The following is a 24,822-nucleotide window of genomic DNA, read 5'->3' as shown; positions in this document are numbered from 1 at the left end:
ATTTCACTGCATAGGTTTTAAATAATTAAGATTGCGTTACCGCAAGGTACCCCCACAGGCCGTTCTTCTTTACGGGGATCAGCCCGTCGGTAAGTACGCCGCCGTCCTCATACTCGGGGGCACACACCGTCTCGCCCGCCAGATTGATGTAGCCGCAAAGCCCCTCATCATTTTTCACTTTGGCAAGCCCGCCGTAAAAGCGCCCCGCCTCGGCAAACTGCGGCTGAATGGCAATCTGCTCGTCAGCGTTCAGGTAACCCCATACATCCCCCTGCTTATATGGCAGCAGCCCCTGAGAAAAGCTCGAAATATCCTCAAGCGTCGGCTCTATCACCATTTCGCCGTTGAGATTTACATAGCCGTAGAGCTTTCCTACCCTTACGGTGGCAAGCCCCTCACTGAAGCCCCACGCCTGATCGTATTCAAAGGGGGTAAGCTGCCAGCCCATGCGGTTGATATAGCCGTACTTGCCGCCGCTCTTTACCCTTGCAACGCCGTTCTGGAAGCTGTAGGCCTCCTCATACTGCGGCAAAATTATCGTTCTGCCCACCGTGTCGATATACCCCCACTTGCCGTCCAGCAGCACCGCCGCAGCTCCTTCGGCAAACGGCAGCACCTTCTGGTAGATTGCCGGAACTACCATCTCGCCCTTAGAATTTACAAAGCCAAAGGTTTTTCCGGTTTCAACCGCCGCAAGGCCGCCACTAAAGCTTTCCGCCGCCTCGTATTGCAGGCCCATCTTGCCCGTTGCATCAATAAACCCCCACTTGCCATTCAACAGTGAAGCGGCGAAGCCCTCAGAAAAACCAAGGGTATTACTGTACTGCGGTGCAATACGCACAGCACCGGTTTTATCGATATAACCCCACTTGCCGCCGGTTTTCACCGCTGCAAGCTCCTCACGGAAGTACTGGGTTTCGTCATATTGTGCTGGAACCACAAGGGTATTGGTTTTGTTGATAAAGCCCCATTTGCCGTTAAGCTTTACGCGGGCAAGCCCGTCTACAAACTGATCGGCGGCTTCGTATGCAGGCTCAATAATCATCTGAATTTTAACGGGGGCTACCTTTGGCAACTGTGCCGAAGGCAAGGCCGGGCGCGTATCAGATTCCTCCGGTGTAAAGGCTCCTGCGCTGTTTTGCGGCTGCTGCGCCTGCCCGACGCCGGACGTCTTACCCGCCGAACTGCCGGTAAGCTCGGTAACCAGCGCTGAAAGCCGTTCGTCCTTGGTGCTGTCGTAGCCGAGCTGTGCGGTAACAAGCGCCTTGCCATCCTGCTTAGAGGCGCGGTAGCACAGGCACAGCTGGTAGTAAACCTCGGGGTTTTCGCCGTCCTTCACCGTCAGCCTTTCAAGGCTTGCTATCGCCGATTCGTAATTCCCAGCCTGAGCGGCCTTTACCGCGGCCTGCAGCATAAAGCTATCGGTGGAAAGGTAAGCCCAGCCCGTAACCGCCGCCGCCAGTATGGCTAGCACAGCTGCCGAAGCCACAAAAATGCCCAGAAGCGACTGTCTATGCTCCCGAAGCTCGGAAGCTTCCGCGGGAGCACTCTTTATCACCCGATAAAAGCTGCCCCACTTGCTGCGTGCCTTGCTTTTAACCACCGGAGGCTCGTTTTGCGCCGCCGCTTCGGTTTTGGAGGCCGCTGCGTAAATTGGCTCGCGGTCCTCCTGATAAGCGCGCTCCTCCTCAGCCAGCTCCTCCTCGGTTTTCACCTCGTAGGGGCGCTCACCGTCTGACATGATGAGCACCACGTCTTCATCCGATATATGTATAACGTCATTGACGATTTGTTTGCCTAAAGCGGGGGAAGCAGTCTCTTCTAAAACCTGCTTCGCGCCACACTTGGGGCAGAACAGGTCCTTTTTATGCAGCGAAGCGCCGCAGCTTTCACAATGTTTCATACTCTTTGCCATTCCTTTCTTACTGAAGGGTTTGGGAAAAATAAGGCTTCGGCCTAAGCTGAACCAAGAGAATCCATAATTACAAGCAGCCTTGTCCTTGTGCATTGCGTGAAAGAGGTTAGATAACCGCCTGAACAGAAATAATCCATTTAATTATAGCATATTATGGGGGATTAAAACAGGGCATTTGTATGATATTCCCTTTATATTATCTTCCAGTTGATGCCTTCACTGCGTTTGAAGGGATTGACTTCACCAAGCCGTTCTGCTATAATATTTAAGCGCTCAAAGCGCGTTTTATTTGATAACTTGGAGAGTTGTCCGAGTGGTCGAAGGTGCAGCACTCGAAATGCTGTGTGGGGAAACTCACCTAGGGTTCGAATCCCTAACTCTCCGCCACAATGGGGTAAAGCCTTTGGGCTTTACCCCATATTCTTTAAATACCGCAACGGTTTCCCGATATCTCCTATACTAATGACACCGAGGATGCTATGAAATATTACAAGTGTATACAACTGAAAAACGGTACGGACTGTATTCTGCGTAATCCTGACGCTAAGGATGCGGAGATGATTTTGCGGCACATGATCCAGACCTCCGGTGAAACAGAAAACATGGCGCGCTACCCTGATGAGATTACAATGACGACGGAGCAGGAGGCTGAATTCCTGAAAAGCATTGAATCCAGCCCAAACGCGATAATGATCTCCGCGGTTATAGACGGAAAGATTATTGCAAACGCGGGGCTTCACCCCATTAACTCTTTTGAAAAATACAAGCACCGCGTCGGCTTCGGCATATCAATTCAAAAGGCTTATTGGGGAATGGGCATCGGCTCTGCCATTTTATCTGCCATTATCGAATCTGCCAGGCTTGCGGGATATGAGCAGATTGAATTGGACGTTGTAACAAGCAACGACCGCGCAATCGCATTGTATAAAGGCTTTGGCTTTCAAATATACGGAACACATGAAAATGCCTTCCGCTGCCGCGACGGCCATTACGAATCTCTGTTCTTAATGCTGTTACGATTATAAGCCCTATGTGTTGACTTAGGGGTAACCCCAAAACAGAAATAAAGTGACTTAAGCCAATATGGTTTAAGTCACTTTTGTCTAATTGCTCTATTCAGACGATTTATGCCCCCACCCGCAGTTAACCTTCTGCTTGTATGTAATATCTACCTTAGCATCAACTCGCAGATTACGCCCGCATGGGTGATAAACATAATTTTCGCGTGGGCAGTATCCCCAAACCGGTTGTATACCCTTCCCGCGCTCATTGTACCCATGATTACCGTATTCACACTGTTGGCAACATAGCCTATCTTTCCGATATAGGGCAGCGCGGCGCGGATGGCGTCCATATCGTATTCATTATCCGGTTCCTTTACCAGCTTAATGATGCGGCCTACCTCGAATGGCTTCACGCCGTAATAATGGTTTGCGCCGGTGATGGTTACAAAAGAATTCTTCTCCATACAAATCTACACCCCTTATGATACCAATGTACCATAAGGGGTGTACCATAAAACGGACTATGTTTTACTATAAGTCGCTCCACGGCTGCAAGATGACTGTATTCTATTCGTTATAACACCGCTTTACCAGTTCTATAATCTCCTGCATCGAAAGCCCTAGCGAGCGGTAATACGCAATATCCTCTTTCATCTTGGCATAGGCAAGGCTATCACGCTTTAAGTTCAGCTCGCCCGATTGCAGCGGTGCCACAAAGCAGCCCTTACCCGCCATGGTGTAGATAAACCCGCCGCGCTCCAGCTCCTCCCATGCCATTTTTACCGGTATCACACTAATCCGCAGCTCCTTGGCTACCGTTCTAATTGGCGGCAGGCAGCTTTCAACCGGAATCTCGCCCGTAATAATCTGGGCGCAGATCTGCTCGTAGATCTGCATATACAGCGGGGTTTCCGATGTGTTGGAAATAACAATATCCATACTTCCCTCTACAAATCTACTTTTTCAAACCTTGCGGCGCCCGTCTTATACGAGGCGATAACACTCACAACCCAGAGAATCATACCCACAGCCAGAATGGGCAGCTGCTTTACCATGATATCCGGCGCGGTGGTGTCCAAAAAGCTTTTAAGCGGCGTGGGTATCCACACAAGTGATTCCGCCGCAACAATGTACAGTAACACCGCAGTGCCCGCCGCTACAAACGGCGCGCCGATTTTATACCCTGTCTTGTAGAAGCCGGGGATGAATATCACGTTAAACAGGGCGAACATAATGAACACCAAGCCGAAGAAGGCCACGTTTGCCTCGATGCCCGCCTGGTTTCCGTCCGCATTCGGGTTGATGCTTGCACCAAGTATCGCAAACGGTACAGAAACAATCATCTGCACAAGCTCAATAATCGCAATCATCGTGCAACGTGCCTTCACTGCGTCAGACTTTTTAATCGGAAGCGAAACGGTATAAAAAACATCCTTGTTCTCGCGGCCCGACATAAACACAAAGAAGATGGATAAACAGGTATAGATAAACGCCACATAGTAGGGGTAGGATGGGATGAGCATCATAAATGCAAAGGCGAGAAAGATAAACACCGTGGGGTGTGCCGCCAGTTTAAACTCTTTATATAGTAAATTGAACATACAAGCATGCCCTTTCTGTTTTATTAATGAACCGTAACGTTTATTATTTGCGCTCAAGGTGAACCATAATAGCTTCAAGGTCTGCGGGCGCTATTTCGGTGCCCTCGGCTAAGGCTATGTCCTCGGCCTTTATCAGGCCCTCAAACCCGAACTTGTGCTCGCGGCAGCCGATAAGCTTTTTTGCAAGCAAGGGAGTAAGCTGCTCGGCTTTACCGTTTACCAGACGATAGGTATTCAAAAATGTGTCCTTCTCGGTGCTGGCAAGTATCTCGCCGTTCTTGATGTAGGTGATGTAATCGGCGCACTTCTCAAGGTCGGAGGTAATGTGCGTGGAAAACAAAATGCTGTGCTCGCCGTCTTCAATCAGCTCCTGAAACAGCTCGAGCAGGTCGTCGCGCGAAACAGGGTCGAGCCCGCTGGTGGGTTCGTCAAGAATCAGCAGCTGCGCGTTGTGCGAAAGCGCCAGCGCCAGCGAATACTTCACCCGCATGCCCGCAGAAAGCTCATCCACGCGCTTTTCGGGGTCAAGCTCAAACCGCTTTAAGCAGCGCTGGTACTCCTCCTCGTTCCATTCCTCGTAAAACCGCTTGGTGACGTCGGTGATGGCCTTGAGCTTGTTCTTGGGGTAGTAATCCACGCCGCCCAGCACAAAGCCGACGTTCTTTTTGCAGTCGAATTCATCGCTTTTAAAATCCTTTCCGGCTATGGTAATTCTGCCGCTGTCGGCGTGCACAAGGTTTAGCATCGACTTAAGCGTGGTGGTCTTACCCGCGCCGTTTCGCCCGATAAACCCCATAATAAAGCCGCTTTCAAGCGAAAATGAAACATTTTTGAGCTCGAACCGCTCGTATTTTTTACTCAGATTTTCTACCTTCAATAACTCCATGATGCTCTCATGTCCTTTCTAAGCGATAGTGATTCGATATGTGAATTTTAAATCTTATCGATTTCAGCAGCGTTTCGCAAACTGTTATATCGTATATGCACAGTATAACACCAAAGACTTCATTTTTCAATAGGCGCAGGATAAATTTTCCGAATGAACCGCAGTCGTTGGGTTTAAGCCATTGCCTATTAAATTTTTCTTGAAACACTGTATAAGTCATGCTATACTGATATAAACTGATACTATATTATAACACTTCACTGATGGATGATAACCAAGAACGGAGGCCGCTATGGACGCAAAGCTATTTACTGAGATGCTTTCGGATAAAAACCGTCTGGATTTAAAAAAGCTGCAATATAAATACTCCGCCCAAGCGGTGGCGGAGTTTATTGCCCTGCTCAAGGCTTCCCTTTACAAGCCGCTTGCGATTAACGATTTTAACGGCAGCCCCATTGTATATCTGGAGAATCTGGTGCAGCTGAGCCTTTCCACCGTAAAGCTGCTGCTCTCGCCGCAGCTGGGCGGGCATTCCTATGGCATTCAGGCAATGGAGGATGAGATTCACTCCACCTTTACTATCGAGAATATCAACTCCTCCCGCGAGAGCATCCGCCGCATATTAAACGGCTATGCCCCTGCAGACGACAGCGAAAACCGAATTTACGGCATGAAGCGGGGCTTGGATTTTATAAGCAACCCCGAAAATGAGATTACCGAAGAAAACCTGTATAAGCTCTATCATCTTACGGTAGAGGAGTATTTAGAGCCGAACGACCGCCTGCTGCCCGGCAACCGCTACCGGCACGATACGGTGTTTATCGTGGGCGGCAAGGTGGAGCACGAGGGGTTACCTTACCGCAAGCTGCCGGAATATATGGGCAAGCTGATTGCCTTCATCCAAGCCGATAATATGAAGAACGACCTGCTCAAGGCGGCGGCCATCCATTTTTACATGGGCTACCTGCACCCGTATTTTGACGGCAACGGCAGAATGGCACGGCTTGTGCACCTGTGGTATCTGGTGCAGCAGGGCTACCCCGCCGCGATGTTCGTCCCCTTTTCGCACTATGTGAACACCAGCCGTAAAGAATACTACGAGGCCTATACGCTGGTGGAGCAGAACGAAAAGCTCAGCGGCGTGCTGGATATTACCCCTTTTTTAATCTATTTTGTAAACCATGTTTATAATCAGATTGCGGCTCCCACCTCGCAGGCAGATATCCTCCCGCTTTTTCAGGAGGCGCTCAAAAGCGGCAGGGTGACGGAACGCGAGAAGGATTTATGGTATTTTGTGCTCTCCGCTTACGGTTCCAATGAATTTTCCACCAAGCAGCTTGAGAAGGACTTTCGCAATGCAGCCTACGCCACCATCCGCAGCTTTGTATTAAAGTTTGAGGAGCTGGGGCTGCTCACCGGCCAGCGGTACGGCAGCAAGGTGAAATATCGCGCAAACATTCAATAGTTTAAGCAGAATAAAAGCCGACCACTAAGGCCGGCTTTTGTTTATTATCTGCTCTGCTCCTCCAAAACCCCCTGCACATGCCGGGCAAAGGCTTCCTTTACCTGCTCAGGCGCAAGAATCTTCGCCTTACCGCCAAAGCTGCACAGCCAGCCGAAAAACTGCGGGCTGATAAAGACATTCTCATGTACGATAAAATGCCCTTCCCCGTCCGGCTCCACCGGTACATCCTTGCCAAAGCGGTCTATCACCACACCAATCAGCTCATTACTAAACCGCAGCTTCAAGCTCTCTTCTTTTCCGCCGAACATTGAGAAGATCTTTTTTGAATATACCGCCATGTCAATGGCTTCAAACTCCTTTATTCCCTCGCGGGCAGTCTGGGTTATCTCGATGCTCTCCATCTTGTCCACGCGGTAGTGCTTGATCATTCCCGCCGCGCCGTCATACCCAAGCATGTAATAGTTCTCGTCGTCCCAGGTGAGGGCCAGGGGGCTTATGTGGTAGCATGCGCCGTTATGCTTATACACCCGCTCCTTCTTAATGCTGTATTCAAAATACTTAAACGTTATCTGGCGGTTCTCGGCAATCGCGCTGTGAATGGCGTCAATATTGTAATAGATGCTCTCGTTCATGGCCTTGATGCGGTTGGTCACATACACCTGCCGCTGCAGCTGCTGCGCCTCATATCGGCTGGCAAAGCTCTCGAGCTTTTTAATCAGCTCCAGCGATTTTTTATGGGTGATAAACTTCGAGGCCTGCACCGAATCCACCAAGAGCTTGAGTTCGGGCAGCTCAAAGGTACGGCTCGATACATAATAGCCGCCGCTTCTGCCTTTGGCGTTTTCGATATCCAGCCCAAATATTCTCAGCGCCTCTATATCATCATAGACACTCTTGCGCTCGGGCAGGATGTTGTAGCGCTCCAGCTCCTCTATCAGCTGGGGCACCGTAAGCGGGTGGTTTTCATCCGTTTTCTCCTGCAGAATCTTCATCAGATATAACAGCTTCAGCTTCTGGTTTGGCGATTTCGCCACAGGTACCACTCCAGTTCATGCTTTTGCTCTAATTATATCAGATTTTCAGACGATTTCCATAATAATGTATTGTTTCAGGCTTTTGCCGCACAATTCTACCCTTTAATGCCCTCCGCACAGCGAAACGATTAGGTAGATAACGCCAAAAACCGCCAATGCCCCCAGGCATCCGCCGCCCGAGCAGCCGCTGTTTTTGTTATTACCTCCCCCGCCGCTTGTTTCGTTGTAAGCATAAAAATTATCCGCGTTATCCTTTGCTGAACCGCCAAAATCAAACCCGCCAAGGTTATTCATACAGTTACCCTCCGTTCTTACCCCTTAACTTTACAATATCAAAACAGCGGTACAATAAAATGTACTGTATTCTTACCCCGGAATTCAATGAAATCCGACGTCTTCACTTAAATGATTTCTATGTTTCTAATTGGAATTAGTATAAGTTCTTGACAAAGAAGCAATAATCCTATACAATAATGGTATATTCTCTTTGCACTGCATCAACGCTATCGGCGTTCACGTCAAAAGCTCCTTCGCTTTTACGCGCAGCTACAGTACAAACTGAACAGGCGGCAAGCCGAAAACGGGTTTGCAGAGGCCGGGCCGATATGCGGCAGCGGATGATTATCACATCTGCGGGACAGTTCGATGTTCCGCGGGTGTTTTTTTATACCCAAATTTAGAATTGGAGATACAGTATGAGTAAGACAACGCTAATCAACCGCATCGCCATGATTCGTTCAAAGAAGTACTTTCGCAAGAAATACGGCGCAGATTTCTTTGCTGTTTTAAAAAAGAAGTCTAACACCCGCCTAAACGAAATTCTGCCTGCCGTGCCTGATATCGGCGACAGTGTTTTTGCACAGAACTTCAGCTTCTGCCCCTGCTATATCGCGTGGTATAAAACCTTTCTGGAGCTGGGGCAAAGTAATACCGAGGCCTGCGAAAACCTCTGGGCAATGAACGAGAATCTCATAACAATGATCCCTAAAGCGTTTCGCGGCTTTGCAAACAAGCAGTCTGTCGATGCACTTTACAAGAAGGGGCGGCAGCACGAAATACGTTCAAGCGATAACACCGTTCACCCTTACGATTGGAAGATTCGCAATCTTAAATTTGCGGAGAATGTTGTGGAGTATGAAATCTATGAATGCGGCATGATCAAGCTTTGCAGGGATTACGACGCGCTTGGCTTGTTCCCGGCAATGTGCCGCATGGATTACCTGATGTCCCACTACCTTGGCAGCGGATTTGAGCGAACCAAAACGCTCGGCGACGGTGACGACTGCTGTAACTGCCGCCTGCTGGTTGTGGGGGAATGTGAGTGGGCGCCCGAAAAGGGCTTTGATAACAGAAAGTGAGGACCCATTATGCCGCAAAGCAAAAACGACAATCCCTTTCGCAAAACCATCCTGCCCAACCTTCGGCAAGCGTTAATTACAGCGTTTTCAAATAAGACAGGCAACGTAATCTATCATGAATCCGTTCGGCTCTATCAAGAAGAGCTGGCGGGGATGAATGACCGTAACAGCAAGGTAATACATAACCATTTAAGCAACAACATTCTTCCCGCCTACGCAGCCTATAAGATCCTGCTGCAGGCTGGCATAGAGCAGAGCAAGGCCCTTGAATTCATCCGGCAGGAGGTCTTTAAGTCGATGGTTTCTCCTGCCGCAAAGATGCGCCGTTTAGGCACGCTGCCTTTCATCTACGGGCTTTTTAAAACATTGATGAAGCCGGTGGTAGGCTACGGCTATCCTAAAGAGGGCTGGGATATCGAGTGGAAAGAGTACAGCAAAACGCGCCTCGCTTTTAACATGAAATCCTGCCTGTACTGCGAGGAGCTGAAAAAGCGCGGGGTGCCCGAGCTCTGCCCCATCTTCTGCGAAACCGACGAGCTCACCTACAACCCGCTGGCACCCAGGGTGGTATTTGAAAGAGGCGGTACACTTGCAAAAGGCTGCGCCGTCTGCGATTTCTCATATAAAAAAGGCCACAAATAAACCTACCATAAAAGGAGCGACAACATGAGTAAAAACATACTGGTTCTTACCGGCAGCCCCCGCAGGGGCGGCAACAGCGACCTGATGGCAAATGCCTTCATCAAAGGAGCAGAGGCGGCGGGGCATAACGTAACCAAGTTTGAAGCGGCATTTAAAAAGCTTTCGGGCTGCCGAGCCTGCGACACCTGCTGGAGCAAGGGAACCGCCTGTTCGATACAAGACGATTTTACAAAGCTGGCGGAGCTTTACGAAACCTCGGATGTGCTAGTCATCTCTACCCCGCTCTACTGGTACAGCTTTCCTGCACAGCTGAAGATGTGTCTTGACCGCATGTACGCCTACTATATGCCAGACTGCAAACGGCCGCTGAAGATAAAGGAATGTGCGCTGATGGTCTGTGCCGGCACCGAAGCGGCTAAGGATTTTGACGGTATCATAAAGTCTTACCAAGCCTGTGCCGAATTTATCGGGTGGAAAGACCTCGGCATTATCAAAGTACCGAATGTAAACGCAAAGGGTGATATTCTGAACACCGACGCACTTACCAGGGCCGAAGCGCTGGGAAGCGGTATTACAGATTAAACAAGAAGGGCGAGCCGTTATCTTTTCGGCTTGCCCTTTTGTGTTATCGCAGCTTCACACTCTCGCTGTGCAGGCTGGCATAAACCCCGCCCTTTTGCATCAACTGCGCGTGGGTGCCCGTCTCCTCAATGCCGTTTGCCGTCAGCACCACAATGCAGTCGGCGTTCTGGATGGTGGAAAGGCGGTGTGCAATCACCAGCGTAGTTCTGCCCTTGGCAAGCTCCTTGAGCGACTGCTGCACCAGCCGCTCGCTCTCGTTATCCAGCGCCGAGGTGGCTTCGTCGAGGATGAGCACCGGCGGGTTCTTTAAGAATGCGCGTGCAATCGAGATGCGCTGCTTCTGCCCGCCCGAAAGCTTCACCCCACGCTCGCCCACATAGGTATTGTAGCCGTTTTCCAGCTCCATGATAAAGTCATGGGCGTTGGCCAGCTTCGCGGCCTTTATAATATCCTCGTCGGTAGCGCTTGGTCTGCCGTAAAGGATATTATCGCGCACCGTGCCGTTAAACAGGTAAACATCCTGCTGCACCATGCCGATGCTGCCGCGCAGCGAGGAGAGGCGGATATCCCGGATATCGGTGCCGTCTACCAAAATACGGCCCTCATCCACCTCGTAAAAACGCGGAATAAGGCTGCAAAAGGTGGTTTTGCCGCCGCCGGAGGGGCCAACCAGCGCAATGTTCTGGCCCGCCTTAATTGTGAGGTTGATATGGTTAAGCACCTGTGAAGTGCCCTCGTAGCTGAACGATACGTTTTCAAACACGATGTCGCCCTTCACGTTCTGCAGCGCCACCGCGCCCGGGCGATCCTTGATATCCGGCTGGGTATCCAAAATCTCCAGAAAACGCGTAAAGCCCGTCATGCCGCGCTGAAACTGCTCGGTAAAGTTCACCAGCCGGTCGATGGGGTTTAAAAACACGTTGATATAAAGAATATAGGTTACCATATCGGCGGTATTGATAGAATTCTGCCACAAAAAGATACCTCCCACCACCAGCACGCTGAGGTAGAGTACCCCCTGCAGAAAGCTGCTGCCGCTGAAGAAGGTGCCCATCAGGTGGTAGCTTTCTGCCTTGGTGTCTAAAAACTGGCGGTTGCCGTCCTCAAACTTTGCTGCCTCTATTGCCTCGTTGGAAAAGGACTTCACCACCCGTATGCCCGTAAGGCTGTCCTGAATCTGTGCATTGACCAGTGCTATCTTTTCACGGTTTTTGGCAAAAACCGAACGCATTCTGATATTAAAAAACGCCGTAAACAGGATGATTACAACGGTAACCCCAAGGATAATCAGCGTCAGGCGCACATCCATAAACAGCATGATGGCGACAGCCCCGAGAATCTTCATAATCGAGATGAAGATATCCTCCGGCCCGTGGTGCGCCAGCTCCGAGATATCAAACAGGTCGTTGGTCAAGCGGCTCATCAGCTTGCCGGTGTTGCTGTTGTCGTAAAACGAAAAGGGCAGCTCCTGCAGGTGGGTAAACAGGTCGCGCCGCATATCCGCCTCCATCCTTGCCCCCATGATATGCCCCCATGAGGTGATGAACTTTTGGCAGAAGTAGCGCAGGATATAAAGTACAAGCAGCGCGCCGCCCGTAATCAGGATAAGCTCGAGCATATTGGGGGGCTTTTTCTCGTATACGTCGCTCATCAGGTAACGCACCAGCACGGGGAACACCAAATCGATACCCGACAGCACCAGCGCGCAGAACATATCAAGGTAAAACAGCCCCTGATAGGGCTTGTAGTAATGAATAAAGCGTTTTAACTGTTTCATCCGCTTTTCCCTCCCCTGTTTCATAAAGATATGCTAATCATTGTAATCCCGCGTGGGCTTTTTTGGCAAGTGCAAATCTTAAATTATGGGCGAAAATTTTCGCCTTGGCCATAGAACTTTTTTAGGCAAAATGATATAATAACCCAAAACAGTGAATGTTACCGGTTCCTTTATTGCCAGAAGAACATATAGTTGCTTTATACGAACCACTAATCATGCCCCTTAACAATAAAAAGGGAGGAACGCTCATGCCCCGACTGTTCTTTGCTTCCCCACTGTGCAATATACTGCTTACCGAGCAAAACGGCGCCCTCACCTCGGTGGAGTTTTGCGGCAAGCAGGAACTGCCGTTTGACGATAATACCCCACTGCTCATGCGAGCCAAGGAAGAACTGCTGCGCTATTTTAACGGGGAGCTTACTCGCTTCACGACACCCGTCATGCCCTGCGGTTCGCCGTTTATGCTGCGCGTATGGGCCGAGCTTGTACATATCCCCTACGGCAAAACATTCACCTACCGCCGGCTGGCCGAGTGTGCGGGCAGCCCGAAAGGGTGCCGCGCCGCCGGGCAGGCCTGCAACAGGAATCCGCTGCCCATCTTCATCCCCTGCCACCGGGTGGTGGGGTCAGGCGGTTCGCTAACCGGCTATGCGGGCGGGCTGGATATTAAAAGCAGGCTGCTCGCCCTTGAGCAAACCGGTCACCTGCCCCCTGCGTAGCGAACCGCTGTCTAGCACAAGGCAAATCACATACCACTGCCGGAGAGGGTTATTATGGCTGCACATTACGAAGGCTTAACCGAACTGTTTGATAAACTGCTGGCCGCCTACGGCAAGCGCCATTGGTGGCCCGCCCAAACCCCGTTTGAGATGATGGTAGGGGCAATTCTTACACAGAATACCGCATGGAGCAACGTGGAACGGGCGCTCGCAGGCTTTGGCGAGAACCTCACCCCGCAGTATATCCTTACCTGCGATGAGGCAAACTTAGCGGAGATCATCCGCCCGAGCGGCTACTATAATCAAAAGGCGGTGCGCCTAAAAACCCTTGCACGCTGGTATGAGGGGTACGGCTTTGATATCAACCGTGTGCGCGCCAAAAGCGGCGAGGCTCTGCGCGAGGAGCTGCTTGCCCTAAACGGTGTGGGGCACGAAACGGCGTATTCAATGCTGCTGTACGCCTTCGATAAGCCCTACTTTGTGGTAGACGCCTACACCCGCCGCCTGTTTGAGCGGCTTGGGCTTACCGTACCAAAGGATTACGACGAGTTCCGCCTTGCCATTGAAGCAAGCATTCCGCAAGACTTATACCTTTATAACGAGTTCCACGCCCTGATTGTGGCGCACGCCAAGGAGCATTGCAAGGTGAAGCCCTGCTGCGACGGATGCCCGATAACTAGTCGGTGTACATATGAAATATCTGGACAAATACTGAAAAATGTGCTATAATTCTCATAGAAACGTGGAATAAGGAGGAGTTGTGTATGACAATATCGAATCTTGCCTCATCCTATTACAACAACTTTGCCTTTACCGGAAGCAATACCTATGCAAAGTATGCCAGCAAAACCTCCGCGGTTTCCAAGAACACCTTTAACGTGTCCAACCTCTCCACGGCGTTTGCTTCCCTTGAGAACGCCTCTTCCTCCGGCTTTTCAACGCTGCAGAATGTCGATACCTTTGTGAAAAGCTGCTTCACGTTCAGCCAGCTCGACTCTGCAGAAAAGCTTAGTTCCATCATCTCTTCAAGCGGCAGCATGAAGCTGCTAAGCGGTGGCAACAATCTTTCGGGTATGTACGACCTGCTGGGCAGTGAGCTTGCATTAAGCACCCAGGCGGTGGAAAGCCTGTTTACTTCTTCCGCTTCAAGCAATGCAATACAAAGCTATGCCAAAACCCTGAATGCCGCAAACGTCGCCTCTTTACTGGACATCACAGCATAAGCCTTCAGGCTTGCTGTTAATAGGATAAGACATAAAAAACCTCCCTGCAAAGGGAGGTTTTTTAATTGATTTGGTTTTACTATCAGGTTAAAGCGGAAACAACGAAGTTGATGATGAAGAGGAGTGCTGATACCCAAAGGATGGGATGAACCTCTTTGATCTTGCCCTTGCAGAGCTTTACGATGCAGTAGAAAATAAAGCCCGCGGCAATACCGTAAGAGATGTTGTAGCACAGCGCCATGAATACCGCGGCAAAGAAGGCGGGAACCGCTTCATCAAAATCATCCCACTTGATGTTCTTGAAAGCGGACATCATCATTATGCCAACTACAATCAGTGCGGGAGCGGTAGCGGCTGCCGGAACAAGGCCTGCAATAGGAGCAAGCAGGATGCACAGCAGGAACAGCACGGCGGTAACCACGCTGGTTAAGCCGGTGCGGCCGCCCGCGCCGATGCCCGCGGCGCTCTCTACATAGGTGGTGGTGTTAGAGGTACCGAAGATAGCACCCACAGAGGTTGCGATAGAGTCTGCGAACAAGGCCTTATCCATCTTGGACTTGAATCCGGTGCTGGTTTCAAGTGCCTTGAGATCGTCCTCGCTAAAGATACCGCTGCGGCGTCCGGTGCCGATGAAGGTTCCGATGGTATCAAAGGTATCAGAAAGGCTGAATGCGAAGATGGTGGTTAATACAAGAGGAATCTTGGCAGGGTCTGCAAACAGCGAACCAAAGCCATCTGCGCCAAAGGCAGCACCGAAGGTAGTACCAAGATCTGCGAATGAAGCACCGATGTTATCAAACGAAATGGTTGCTGTGCTAAGATCAACTACACCCATAGGAATACCGATGATAGTGGTGGCGAGGATACCGATTAAGATAGCCCCATTCACCTTGAGCACAAGCAGTACCACGGTGATAACCAGTCCGATAACGGCAAGGATTACACCCATTGTGTTAATATCAACCAGTGCCGGAACGATACCGCCGTTGGTTATAGCCGAGAAGATGTTTGAATAGCTGCCATCGGCCGCAAAGGGCTGACCATTAATCGAAACAAGGTTAGTATTATCGGAGGTAAACTGCAGAAGGTTTGCGTTCTTCACACCGATATAAGCAATGAAGATACCGATACCGCCGCCGATAGCATTCTGGATGCTCTCGGGGATAGCTTTAATAATGCTCTTGCGGATTTTGGTTACGGTAATAATGATATTAACAATACCGCAGATGAATACCATAGCCAGCGCCTGCTGCCAGGTAAAGCCGAGGCCGAAGCATACGGTAAAGGTGAAGAAGGCATTCAAGCCCATGCCGGGGGCCTGTGCGTAAGGAACATTTGCAAAAAGGCCCATTACCAGCGTGCCAACCGCGGCACTGATAATCGTTGCGAGGAATACCGCGTTCCATGGCATACCTGTTTTAGAAAGGATATTCGGGTTTACAAAGATGATGTAAACCATGGTGAAGAACGTGGTAAAGCCCGCCATGATTTCGGTAGAAACCTTGGTGCCGTTCTCCTTGAGTTTGAAGAATCGCTCCATCATTTTTCCTCCTGTTTTTTAAATCATAAAGGATTACGCAAGCGCCGAAGTTGCCCGGTAATCCTTCACAATAATTATTGGTTTTATTATACTTCATCTGTTAAAAGAAAATCAATATTAGGTTCACAATTTCAAAATAGTATTTCTATTTTCGGCATTTTGCACTTTCTTATACGGCTTTTTTGTCGATAATTTAACACTGTACTGTAAAAAAACAGTGTTATGTACGCAAGGCTCCGTTTACTACGGTAAGTGCTCGGCTGCAGATTTGGCGCAAGCTCCTGCCGTCTTCGCCCGAAACCAACACGGTAAGCCCCTCGGCGCTTGACTTTTCAATAAAACGGTAGACCTCTTCACACAGCTTGGGCGAAAGGCCCATGGTGGGCTCATCGAGCAGCAGTAATCTTGGGCGGCTCATCAGTGCGCGCGCGATAGCCAGCATCTGCTGCTGCCCGCCCGAGAGTGACATTGCCGGTATGCGCTGCTTTTCGTATAATGCGGGGAACAGGCGGTACATGCGCTCAACGTCTGCTTCAACTTCGTTATCCCCGCGAATATGCGCCCCTACAAGCAGGTTCTCCCGCACCGTGGCGGTGGGGAATACATGACGCCCCTCGGGAACCAGAGCGATACCCAGCCGCACCCGCTCCTGAGCACCCATTGTTGTGATATCAACCCATTGGCCGCTCGTACTGTCAAACTGCCCGGCGGGTATACCATGGGGTTTCCCCCTCGGGCGAATAATGCCGTTGCCCTTGTTGCCCGAATAATTATCACCGCAACGGTACAGAATCTTACCGCTTTCGGGCTTCAAGATACCCGCCAGTGCCAGCAGAACTGTAGATTTCCCCGCACCGTTTACCCCCAGCAGTGCCACGGTTTCACCCCTGTTGAGCTGCAGGCTAACCTCCCGCACTGCTTTTACCTGCCCGTAGGCGACATTCAGCCCCTGTACCTTTAGCATATGTACTCCCATACCTTCCGGCGCTATCCACAAATTCAGCCGCCCCGCCGCAGATATACCATTTGTAGTATTGTTTAAATTCACTACTCTCCGAAGATTGCGCTCCGCACCACAGCTGCCGAGAACACCTCCTGCGGCTTGCCTGCGGCGATAATCTTCCCCTCATCCATCGCGCACAGCGTACTGCACAGGTCCTCCAGAAAGGCCATGTTGTGTTCTATCAAAACCATTGTAAGGCCGTATTGCTTTTTTAGCCGAAGCAATAATAATGCCAGCTCATACGCCTCGGCGGTGGTAAGGCCTGCGGCCGGCTCGTCTAAAAACAACAGGCGGCACCCCTTTTTCACCCCGCAGGTGCAAACCAGCGCACGGGCAAGCTCCGCCTTCTTGCGTGTTCCGTAGGGCAGCTTGTTTACAGGCATCTCCGCTTGCTCAGTCAGCCCTAACAGCTTAAGCAGCTCTTCGGCTGCTATTTCTGTACGTTTCATCGATAATATTGCAGTGCGTATATTTTCATAGACCGTCATTTCCTCAAACAGCCGAAGATTCTGGAAGGTTCTGCCCACCCCCATATGCGCAAAGGTAAAGGCACCGAACCCTTGTACCTGCAGCTCCCGCTCATTCAATCGAAGGGTTACGGTGCCGCTGTCCGGCCTATCAAACCCGGTGAGGATGTTAAACAGCGTGGTCTTGCCCGCCCCGTTAGAGCCGATAATGCCGAGCGTTTCGTACTCCTCCACCGAAAGCGACACACCGTCTACCGCCGTTACACCGCCGTAACGTTTTGTAATGCCCTCACAGCTTAACAGGTGCACGGCGGCGGCCTCCTTTTGTATACTTTATAATTGTTACTACAATTAGTATAACCGCGTACAGAATCATTCGGATGTTGGCTACCCCCTGCAGCAGGGCGCTCAACGCCTCAATCAGCATCGCCGCCAGCATGGGGCCGATGGTGGTACCCGCCCCGCCGATTACAACGGCTGCAAGAATATCCACCGAGCGTGCAAAGGTAAAATCCTTTGGGCTGATAAACCCCAGCAGCCCCGCATACAGCCCGCCCGCAAGGCCGGTCATCGCGGCACCCAGCGTAAAGGCCAGCAGCTTCATGCACATGGGGTTAATACCGATAGACGCCGCGGCGATTTCGTCCTGCCCCATGGCGCGGCACAGCACCCCGTTGCGGGAACGGGCAAACCACAGCCCGAATACCCCGCACAGAAGGGCCGCCGCAAAGGCGAGCTCGGGTGTGGTAAACCGGGGGATATGGTAAAGCCCAGCCGCCCCCCCAAGCGGTGCGCAATTTTCCAAAACCACGCGCACTATCTCACCAAGGCCGAGTGTCGCCACCGCCAGATAATCACCCTTTAGCCGCAGTACCACAGCTCCCACCGCCAGTGCGGTAACAGAAGCGGCCGCAACCCCGACCGTTAAGCCTGCAGCCACACCCGGCAGACTTCTTTCACTTACCACCAGGGCAACCGTGCCGCAGCCGTAAGCGCCCGCCGCCATAAAGGCCGCCTGCCCGAGGCTGAGCTGCCTCGCAAGCCCCACGCAAAGGTCTAAGCCTGCAGCCATCATCGCCGCAATAAACATACGGGATAGAATCGCCGCGGCATAGGCATCACGGTTAAGCAGCATGGTAAGCAGCAGCCCCGCCGCGGCGGCAAGGATGTATTTTGTAACCCCCAAGCGGATTTTTTTCATTTCAGAGATTCCTTTGTTGTTATAATGGCGGTGCATTGCACACCCACATTTTGAAAAGATGCTGCAAGGGGCGGCGTCCTTGATCCCCGCGGTTATATCCGCCCGCCAAAGTTTTTTGTAGGGGCGCGCATTGCGCGTGCGCGGTATTACCTGCGATTGCGTATAGACCGTGGGCGAGCACAGTTCACCCCTGCATCGGTTAAGGCGCTGGGTAGTTTCCTGCAGCATATCATCTACACCCTGCCCGTACCCGATTTCGAGTTCATAATCCCGCCCGGGCGCAGTAATAGAAACGCAATCAGCAGCACAAACGAAACCATATCCTTGGTGGCGGTGCCAAAGGCGGCACCCGCAAGCGCCTCGGCAAGCCCCAGTGCAAGCCCACCCAGCACCGCGCCCGGTATGCTGCCGATGCCGCCGATTACCGACGCCGCAAACGCCTTAAGCCCCGGAGTAAGCCCCATGAGCGGCGAAACAAGATACATCGAGCCGTACACCACCCCCGAGATTCCCGCCAGTGCCGAGCCCAGCACAAATGCAAGGCTGACCGCGCGGTTTTCGTAGATGCCGCACAGCCTGGCGGCGGTTTTATCGTCGGCCACCGCGCGTACCGCCCGCCCCGCGCGGGTGTACTTTAAAACCAGTTCCAGCCCCGCTGTCAGTGCCACGCAGAGCAGCAGCGCCGTAAGCTTGGAAGCCGGCAGTGTCACCGAACCGATGCGCACCACCCCGCCGGTATAGCCAAAGGGATATACCCGTGCTCCCGCGCCAAAAAGCAGCATGGCGGTGTACTGCAGCAACAGCGAGATACCCAGCGCCACCACCATCAGCGGCATTCCGCTGGCACCGTATAGCGGGCGGTAGCCAAAACGCTCTACAACAAGCCCCAGCAGCGCGCATACCCCCGCCGCCGCAACAGCCGCAGGCAGCAGCCCAAGCCGAAGGCGTTCGGCGCACAGCCAGCCGATATAGGCCCCCGCCATCATCACATCGCAGTGGGCAAAGTTAAAAAGCCTCAGCACCCCGAACACCAGCGTGTAGCCAAGCGCAATCAGGGCGTATACGGCTCCCACCGCCAGGCCGTTTATCAGCTGTTCCGCCCAGCCGCCCATCCGCCGTTCACCTCAAACTTCGCTTATACTTAACACGATCATGCAAAACCATGCATAATAAATTTGGTACTAAAAATCAAACAAAATGTTTTATGGATTTTTCGTAAATTGATTTATATTATCCGGCTCAATTTCTGCCGCCTCGCTGCGCTTCCCGTTCTGCAGCTCGATGATATGCACCGCTTTCAGCGCGTTGTGGTTTTCATCAATGGTGATCACACCCGTCACCCCGCTGTAATCGGTGGTGTAGGCAAGCTGCTGCGCAATCTCGGCGGTTGCGGCGCCCTCGGTTTTCTGCACCGCCAGCGCAAACAGCTTCACACAGTCATACCCCAGCGCCGCGTAGGCGGGGGCCTGCTCCCCGTAAGCTTTATGGTAGCTGCGGGCAAAGTCGGAATGCTCCTTGCCCGCAGGGGCATAATGGTCGGTGAAATAGATGTTGCTCAGATACTCCCTGCTCTGCACCAGCTCATCCAAGGCCGGAACGTCGAACGCGTCTCCCGAAAGCAGCACGGCCTTTATCCCAAGCTCATGCATCTGCCGTATGATGAGCGCCGCCTCGGTGTAGTAGCCGGGCAGAAGCAGCGCATCAAACGGCTGCTGCTTCAGCTTGGTAAGCACGGTGCAGAAGTCGGTCTCGCCGCTTGCGTAATACTCCTGCGCGGTAACGGTTCCGCCTAAGGCCTTGAAGGTTTTAGCAAATACCTGCGACATCCCGCGCGAATAGTCACTGGAGCTCTCGGTAAGGATTGCCGCAGTACGAATGCCCTTTTTTACGGCAAACCGCGCAATTGCCTTCCCCTGCATGGTGTCGGTATAGCAGATACGGAACATCTCATTGTCTGCCCCGCCCTTGGGTGCCAGATCATCCGCCGTGGCGGAGGGCACCAGTATCGGCACGCCGCAGCCTGCCGCGAGCGATGCCTTCACCCCGCCAGAGGTCGACGGCCCGATGATTGTCTTTACGTTCTCCCTTCCCGCTAACCGGATGGCGGCAAGGGCAGCCTCGGCGTTCTCCGAGCGGTTATCCAGCACTACCAGTTCAATACGCTTTCCGCGTATCCCTCCCGCTGCGTTAACCTCCTTTGCCGCCAGCTTAATACCTTTGAGCGTGGCGTCGCCGTACCACGCAAGGCGGCCGGTCAGTTCAAGGTTTACGCCCAGGCGCAGGGTATTTTCCGATTGCGCGCAGGCGGTAAACAGCAAGGAAACAACCAACAACAAAATAAAAATCCTGCGCATACCACATCCTCCTAAAAGCCGCTGTTCCAGAAAGCTGCACTATGCAATTGTTATGCGCAAGCTGTCCGTTTTATGTAAGAACGGCCTTACTGCAAAAAGCCGGAGAACGCGCCCTTTGGGGGGCACGCTCTCCGGCAATATAGCTTATTCTCTTTACATTATAATACTTATCTCATCGTTAATCCTGCCGCAATCGGCTTTCGCCCTGCTGCCCAAGGCACTGCTTTGCAAGGTCGGCGCCCACATAGCACAGGCAGAAGATGTACCCAAGCGCTGCATAGGGCAGTGGGATCGCCTCTAGGCCCAGCAGATAAGGCCCATACGCCACCAGCGAAACAAGCGTAAATACCACCGAAGCGGCAAGCTTTTGGGGGCGCTTAAATGCATATAAAACGGCAAGCACATCAGCGGGGAAGCCATAGCGGTCGTGCATATGGGGCAGAAAGAACGGCAGCAGCATCGCTGAGAAGAAGCTGAAGGTAAGAATCAGATCGGCATCGGGTAAAGCTCTGGCAGACAGCACAAAGTAGAGCAGCAGGCCGATTGCCGCCGCTGTGATAAAGATACCCGCCACCGAGATTGACTCAACATAGGCATTACCGATAAAGGTATAGATGTTGGGGTAGTTTAAGGTAAGGCTGGCATTGTAGGTATCGGTCTGATTGATATAGATGGTGAGCAGCTCGGTAAGCGGCCTGCCTGCAAGCCATGCGGGAACAAGAGCCGCAAGGAATATGGCGGGTATTATCAGCAGCTGCCTGAACTTCACCCGCCCGCCAAGCCACATCCACACCAGCAGCGGCGCCAAAAAAATGGCCTGCAGCTTAAACGCAAACGCAATGCCGAACATCACCGAGGCCAGCATCGGGCGGTCTTTAATAAAGGCAGCTACACAAAAAAGCAGAAAGAATGAATAGATGATATCGCACTGCGCCCACGCCGAGCCGTTGAGCATCACGGTAGGTGCAAACAGAAACACCCCATAAGCCCCCAGCGCATAGCCGATATTTTTATAAAAGCCATACACCATCACCATCACAAGAACGGCGGCGGCAAGCTCAAACACGCAGGAGAACAGCTTGATGGCGAACAGCCCACGCATGGGCAGCAGCGTCATCAGCTTCATCAGGTACATATAGGGCGGGTTATAGTTGCCCACCGAAACACCCAGCGCCGAAAAACCGGGCGCCGCGTCTACGGCGGTGTACCACTGGCTTAAAAAATCGCGGTAATCGAGAGATTCAACATTAAAAAGCAGCACGCGAGCAGCGGCGGCTACCAAGGTGATGCCCATAAAAAAGCAGATATCCAAAACCCTTATTTTTATCCTCTGCCCAATCGGCAGCTCCTGATAAAAAAAGCGGGTGATTGCCTTTTCCATTCCATTCCCTCGTTTTTATGTTCTAAAAATATTATGTTCGGTTAACCGTCACATATTTTAGCATACTCCGGCTGTGCTTTCAATGAGGAGAGAATGTAAAGATAAAAATTTACAATTCCAGCTCGTCCAGCCGGTTTTCGCTGATTACCCGAACCCCGTTTTGTTCCAAAAGCTCTGCGGTAACGCCCTTACCGTCAATCCTCTTGCCCGTAAAGGTGCCGTCATAGATAATGCTGCTGCCGCAGGAGGGGCTGCGCTCCTTTAAAACGGCGAGCTTACACCCATATAGTGCCGCAAGCCGTAAAGTTTCCTGCGCCCCTTTGACAAAAGGCTCGGTGATGTCCACCCCCGATTTGGTCAGCACGCGGTTGCCGCAGCGCTCGCAGCATTCGCGGGGCGCGGGCAGGCCGCCAAGCTGCTCGGGGCATACGGGGATGAGCGTATGTTTTTCCATCAGCTTTAAAACCGCTTCGCTTGCGGTGCCCTTCGCGTCGTACCGGCAGGGGATATCTAAAAGGCAGGCGCTCACAAGAATATTCATACTTTTAAAACCTTCCTGTCAAAATAATAAATACATTATAGAATTGCTTTGGAGAGTTATCAAGTTTTTATAAAGATTCCCAATATAAGCTTGACATTCACTTTAAGCAATATTATAATTGCATATAGACAATATATTGTCATTTTTGGAGGCAACGCTTTGAAGCAGTTTCTTATCAAGCAGATATTTGCAACTGTTTTTTCACTTAATAATAAGATTCAGGAAGAAAGCAATAAGCTGTCAGGCAAAATCACCTTAAGGCAGTTTATGCTGATGCTGGCAGTCGAGCACATCCCTTCCGGTGAACGCTCTTATAATATGCTGGCCAAAAAGCTTGGCACCACCAAGCAGAATGCAAAGCAGCTGGTGGAAAGCCTTCAGCGAAAGCAATATGTCTGTATCGAACCTCATGCAACCGATAAAAGAGCCGTGAACATCTCTCTCACTCCGGCCGGCCTTCAAGCCGCATTGGAGTTTGCCGAGGCGAGCGACGGCTTTTTAAACCGTGCCGCCGAAAAATTCACCACCGAGGAGCTTGAACAATTGTGGGCGCTGTTAAAACGCTTTTACGCGTTTGACGGCATTGAAATGGACGGATTCGACAATCATGAAGAGGAGACAGAATAATGAACAGAAAACTGATTCTTTCCTATCTGCTTATCACCTTTGGCATATCCTATTTTCTTTGGGGAGTTGTTTTAGTTCTCACCGGTTTATGCGGCATGAAGCTGGAAAGCCCCTTCTGTATAACATTATACCTTTTAGGCTCGTTCGGCCCCGCATTCGGCTCTTATATTGCGCAGAAAAAAGTAAATCGAATTGCAGGGTTTAAAGAATTTATCAAAAAATCCTTCCGTTTCAAAAGCTCCGTGTTCTCTTACTTATTGGTGGTATTGTTTCTGCTGCTGTATTTCATCTTCCCGTTTTTTGCAGGCCAAATCACATTGGGTATCCCGGTTTATATTGCCCTTCTCCTTGTTCCGCTTATGCTTTTCGGCGGCGGGATGGAGGAGGTTGGCTGGCGGTGGGTGCTTCAGCCCGAGCTGGAAAAGAAGCTTCCTTTCGCGTTATCCGCCGTTATCACCTCGATAATCTGGGCACTCTGGCATGGCCCGCTGTTTTTTATCCAAGGCTCCTCTCAATCCCAGGTTGAATTTATTCCGTTTTATCTACTGCTTGTGGGTATGTCCGTTGCACAGGCCGCACTCTTCGAGTTCAGCAAGAATGTATGGCTTTCCATCCTGCTTCACTGCTCCTTCAATGCGTTTCAGATGGCATTTGTGTTTGAAGAGAAGCTATCGACCAGTATTATTGTTTCGTTAATTATGATTGCGGGAACAATGCTGATTAGGCTTTTTATTAAAAAATCAGCGTATGCAACAAAAACGAATGCAGAAGAACAGCATAGTTGAACCACAATAGTTAAGGGCGGAATTTTACTTCCGCCCTTTTGTTATTACTGCTTCTCGCTATAATGGTGCGCCTGCTCCAGAATCATATCCTTCACCTTCATCAGGCGAATCTGGGTGCTGCGCTCGTTCTCATCCAGCTTCATGGTGATGTATTTGATATTCTCCTGCAGCTGCGGAATCATTACATGCTCCAGCGCATTTACGCGGCGGCGGGTTTTCTCAATCTCCGACGCCATCAGCTGGCAGGCCTTCTCTACCTCCGCAAGGCGGAGCATCTGCGGCAGAATGTCGGCAAGCGACTTCACCGCGTCGTCCAGGTCGCCCGAGGTAAACGCAAAGCCGTAGGAGTAGATGTCGTTTTCATCCGCCGTACGGGTTTTAATATCAAATACGGGAATCTCCACGCTCATCACGTTTTTATGCGAGGCCTCAAGCGTTACCTCCTGCTTGGGGGCAAGGAAGGCGGTGTTTACCGTTTCGTCGCTCATGGCGGCGCGCGCCAGCACAAAGTTCTGGTTGGCGGCGGCAATGCCCCTTTCCACCTCTTCGCGCAGTGTCTTATTCTCGCGCACAAGGTCTAAAAACCGGCGCATCAGCTCGTCGCGCTTATCCTTTAGCAGCTTGTGCCCGCGCTTGGCGGTAACCAGCTTTCTCTTTAAGCGCGTAAGCTCCATACGAGTGGGGTTTACATGCGTGGAAGCCAATGCAAATACCCCC

Annotated in this window: 27 protein-coding genes, 1 tRNA gene and 1 riboswitch; of the genes, 11 read left to right on the top strand and 17 right to left on the bottom strand. The window is 51.4% G+C overall.

What is annotated here, in order from left to right; translation table 11 throughout:
* Positions 1-25: 25 nt before the first annotated feature.
* Positions 26-1,903: a WG repeat-containing protein gene (locus tag BLR50_RS01030; RefSeq protein ID WP_205408643.1), complete on the bottom strand. Its 1,878-nt coding sequence runs from the start codon at positions 1,901-1,903 to the stop codon at positions 26-28.
* 311 nt (positions 1,904-2,214) lie between these two features.
* On the opposite strand from BLR50_RS01030, the gene BLR50_RS01025 reads away from it, so the two are divergent.
* Together BLR50_RS01025 and BLR50_RS01020 are read left to right on the top strand one after the other, a co-directional pair.
* Positions 2,215-2,302: transfer RNA gene (locus BLR50_RS01025), tRNA-Ser, on the top strand.
* 92 nt (positions 2,303-2,394) lie between these two features.
* Positions 2,395-2,940 (top strand): GNAT family N-acetyltransferase, encoded by a 546-nt coding sequence (locus BLR50_RS01020; protein WP_092637594.1) that lies wholly within the window; start codon positions 2,395-2,397, stop codon positions 2,938-2,940.
* 143 nt (positions 2,941-3,083) lie between these two features.
* On the opposite strand, the gene BLR50_RS01015 is transcribed toward BLR50_RS01020, so the two are convergent.
* From BLR50_RS01015 to BLR50_RS01000, 4 genes are all read right to left on the bottom strand, one after another.
* On the bottom strand, positions 3,084-3,383 hold the full coding sequence (locus BLR50_RS01015; protein WP_092637592.1) for an HIRAN domain-containing protein: 300 nt from the start codon (positions 3,381-3,383) through the stop codon (positions 3,084-3,086).
* 103 nt (positions 3,384-3,486) lie between these two features.
* Positions 3,487-3,858 (bottom strand): GntR family transcriptional regulator, encoded by a 372-nt coding sequence (locus tag BLR50_RS01010; protein ID WP_092637590.1) that lies wholly within the window; start codon positions 3,856-3,858, stop codon positions 3,487-3,489.
* A gap of 8 nt (positions 3,859-3,866) precedes the next feature.
* Positions 3,867-4,520, bottom strand: a complete 654-nt coding sequence (locus BLR50_RS01005; RefSeq protein WP_092637588.1) for an ABC-2 transporter permease — start codon at positions 4,518-4,520, stop codon at positions 3,867-3,869.
* Positions 4,521-4,563: 43 nt separating this feature from the next.
* Positions 4,564-5,406, bottom strand: coding sequence for an ABC transporter ATP-binding protein (locus tag BLR50_RS01000; protein WP_092637586.1), 843 nt, complete (start codon positions 5,404-5,406; stop codon positions 4,564-4,566).
* Between the two features lie 292 nt (positions 5,407-5,698).
* On the opposite strand from BLR50_RS01000, the gene BLR50_RS00995 reads away from it, so the two are divergent.
* A complete protein-coding gene (locus tag BLR50_RS00995) occupies positions 5,699-6,871 on the top strand; it encodes a Fic family protein (RefSeq protein ID WP_092637584.1) in 1,173 nt (390 codons plus the stop codon).
* A gap of 44 nt (positions 6,872-6,915) precedes the next feature.
* On the opposite strand, the gene BLR50_RS00990 is transcribed toward BLR50_RS00995, so the two are convergent.
* The gene (locus tag BLR50_RS00990; RefSeq protein ID WP_242871658.1) at positions 6,916-7,905 is read right to left on the bottom strand and encodes a helix-turn-helix transcriptional regulator; all 990 of its coding nucleotides are present in this window, start codon (positions 7,903-7,905) and stop codon (positions 6,916-6,918) included.
* Between the two features lie 102 nt (positions 7,906-8,007).
* Positions 8,008-8,199 carry a hypothetical protein gene (locus BLR50_RS00985; protein WP_092637582.1) on the bottom strand — a complete coding sequence of 64 codons (192 nt, stop codon included), beginning with the start codon at positions 8,197-8,199 and terminating at the stop codon, positions 8,008-8,010.
* 254 nt (positions 8,200-8,453) lie between these two features.
* A riboswitch (NiCo riboswitch) is annotated at positions 8,454-8,548 on the top strand.
* Positions 8,549-8,600: 52 nt separating this feature from the next.
* Here BLR50_RS00985 and BLR50_RS00980 point away from each other — a divergent pair.
* From BLR50_RS00980 to BLR50_RS00970, 3 genes are read left to right on the top strand one after another with little or no spacing between them, the layout of a single operon-like run.
* The gene (locus BLR50_RS00980) at positions 8,601-9,263 is read left to right on the top strand and encodes an L-2-amino-thiazoline-4-carboxylic acid hydrolase (RefSeq protein ID WP_092637580.1); all 663 of its coding nucleotides are present in this window, start codon (positions 8,601-8,603) and stop codon (positions 9,261-9,263) included.
* Positions 9,264-9,272: 9 nt separating this feature from the next.
* Positions 9,273-9,905: an L-2-amino-thiazoline-4-carboxylic acid hydrolase gene (locus BLR50_RS00975; RefSeq protein ID WP_092637578.1), complete on the top strand. Its 633-nt coding sequence runs from the start codon at positions 9,273-9,275 to the stop codon at positions 9,903-9,905.
* A gap of 24 nt (positions 9,906-9,929) precedes the next feature.
* On the top strand, positions 9,930-10,487 hold the full coding sequence (locus BLR50_RS00970; RefSeq protein WP_092637576.1) for a flavodoxin family protein: 558 nt from the start codon (positions 9,930-9,932) through the stop codon (positions 10,485-10,487).
* A gap of 43 nt (positions 10,488-10,530) precedes the next feature.
* Here BLR50_RS00970 and BLR50_RS00965 read toward each other — a convergent pair whose 3' ends face one another.
* On the bottom strand, positions 10,531-12,264 hold the full coding sequence (locus BLR50_RS00965) for an ABC transporter ATP-binding protein (protein WP_092637574.1): 1,734 nt from the start codon (positions 12,262-12,264) through the stop codon (positions 10,531-10,533).
* A 248-nt stretch (positions 12,265-12,512) separates the two neighbouring features.
* On the opposite strand from BLR50_RS00965, the gene BLR50_RS00960 reads away from it, so the two are divergent.
* Genes BLR50_RS00960 through BLR50_RS00950 form a run of 3 tightly spaced genes read left to right on the top strand, consistent with a single transcriptional unit; the run spans position 12,513 to position 14,206 of the window.
* On the top strand, positions 12,513-12,983 hold the full coding sequence (locus BLR50_RS00960) for a methylated-DNA--[protein]-cysteine S-methyltransferase (RefSeq protein ID WP_092637573.1): 471 nt from the start codon (positions 12,513-12,515) through the stop codon (positions 12,981-12,983).
* A gap of 54 nt (positions 12,984-13,037) precedes the next feature.
* Positions 13,038-13,712, top strand: a complete 675-nt coding sequence (locus BLR50_RS00955) for an endonuclease III domain-containing protein (protein WP_092637571.1) — start codon at positions 13,038-13,040, stop codon at positions 13,710-13,712.
* Between the two features lie 35 nt (positions 13,713-13,747).
* Positions 13,748-14,206: a hypothetical protein gene (locus BLR50_RS00950; protein WP_092637570.1), complete on the top strand. Its 459-nt coding sequence runs from the start codon at positions 13,748-13,750 to the stop codon at positions 14,204-14,206.
* Between the two features lie 82 nt (positions 14,207-14,288).
* Here the strand turns inward: BLR50_RS00950 and BLR50_RS00945 are convergent, their stop codons facing one another.
* The 8 genes from BLR50_RS00945 to BLR50_RS00910 form a co-directional block, all read right to left on the bottom strand.
* Positions 14,289-15,746 carry an NCS2 family permease gene (locus BLR50_RS00945; RefSeq protein ID WP_092637568.1) on the bottom strand — a complete coding sequence of 486 codons (1,458 nt, stop codon included), beginning with the start codon at positions 15,744-15,746 and terminating at the stop codon, positions 14,289-14,291.
* 220 nt (positions 15,747-15,966) lie between these two features.
* Positions 15,967-16,710, bottom strand: a complete 744-nt coding sequence (locus BLR50_RS00940; protein WP_162840267.1) for an ABC transporter ATP-binding protein — start codon at positions 16,708-16,710, stop codon at positions 15,967-15,969.
* Between the two features lie 83 nt (positions 16,711-16,793).
* Positions 16,794-17,525: an ABC transporter ATP-binding protein gene (locus BLR50_RS00935; RefSeq protein ID WP_162840266.1), complete on the bottom strand. Its 732-nt coding sequence runs from the start codon at positions 17,523-17,525 to the stop codon at positions 16,794-16,796.
* On the bottom strand, positions 17,506-18,417 hold the full coding sequence (locus BLR50_RS00930) for a branched-chain amino acid ABC transporter permease (protein ID WP_162840265.1): 912 nt from the start codon (positions 18,415-18,417) through the stop codon (positions 17,506-17,508). Before BLR50_RS00930 ends, BLR50_RS00935 begins: the two co-directional genes overlap by 20 nt.
* Before the next feature lie 233 nt (positions 18,418-18,650).
* On the bottom strand, positions 18,651-19,529 hold the full coding sequence (locus BLR50_RS00925; protein ID WP_092637560.1) for a branched-chain amino acid ABC transporter permease: 879 nt from the start codon (positions 19,527-19,529) through the stop codon (positions 18,651-18,653).
* Positions 19,530-19,619: 90 nt separating this feature from the next.
* The gene (locus BLR50_RS00920; RefSeq protein ID WP_092637558.1) at positions 19,620-20,771 is read right to left on the bottom strand and encodes an ABC transporter substrate-binding protein; all 1,152 of its coding nucleotides are present in this window, start codon (positions 20,769-20,771) and stop codon (positions 19,620-19,622) included.
* A gap of 178 nt (positions 20,772-20,949) precedes the next feature.
* Positions 20,950-22,152 carry a DUF2029 domain-containing protein gene (locus BLR50_RS00915; RefSeq protein ID WP_092637556.1) on the bottom strand — a complete coding sequence of 401 codons (1,203 nt, stop codon included), beginning with the start codon at positions 22,150-22,152 and terminating at the stop codon, positions 20,950-20,952.
* Between the two features lie 109 nt (positions 22,153-22,261).
* The gene (locus BLR50_RS00910; RefSeq protein ID WP_092637554.1) at positions 22,262-22,693 is read right to left on the bottom strand and encodes a 2-thiouracil desulfurase family protein; all 432 of its coding nucleotides are present in this window, start codon (positions 22,691-22,693) and stop codon (positions 22,262-22,264) included.
* Between the two features lie 159 nt (positions 22,694-22,852).
* Here BLR50_RS00910 and BLR50_RS00905 point away from each other — a divergent pair, with 159 nt between their 5' ends.
* On the top strand, positions 22,853-23,320 hold the full coding sequence (locus tag BLR50_RS00905) for a MarR family winged helix-turn-helix transcriptional regulator (RefSeq protein WP_092637552.1): 468 nt from the start codon (positions 22,853-22,855) through the stop codon (positions 23,318-23,320).
* On the top strand, positions 23,320-24,105 hold the full coding sequence (locus BLR50_RS00900; protein WP_092637550.1) for a CPBP family intramembrane glutamic endopeptidase: 786 nt from the start codon (positions 23,320-23,322) through the stop codon (positions 24,103-24,105). Before BLR50_RS00905 ends, BLR50_RS00900 begins: the two co-directional genes overlap by 1 nt.
* A 44-nt stretch (positions 24,106-24,149) precedes the next feature.
* Here BLR50_RS00900 and BLR50_RS00895 read toward each other — a convergent pair whose 3' ends face one another.
* On the bottom strand, positions 24,150-24,809 hold the full coding sequence (locus BLR50_RS00895) for a V-type ATP synthase subunit D (RefSeq protein ID WP_092637548.1): 660 nt from the start codon (positions 24,807-24,809) through the stop codon (positions 24,150-24,152).
* Positions 24,810-24,822 lie beyond the last annotated feature (13 nt).

It is taken from the genome of Acetanaerobacterium elongatum, assembly GCF_900103835.1.
GTDB lineage: Bacteria > Bacillota > Clostridia > Oscillospirales > Ruminococcaceae > Acetanaerobacterium > Acetanaerobacterium elongatum.
Note: the sequence above shows the minus strand (reverse complement) of the source record. Positions and strands in the feature narration are given on the sequence as shown.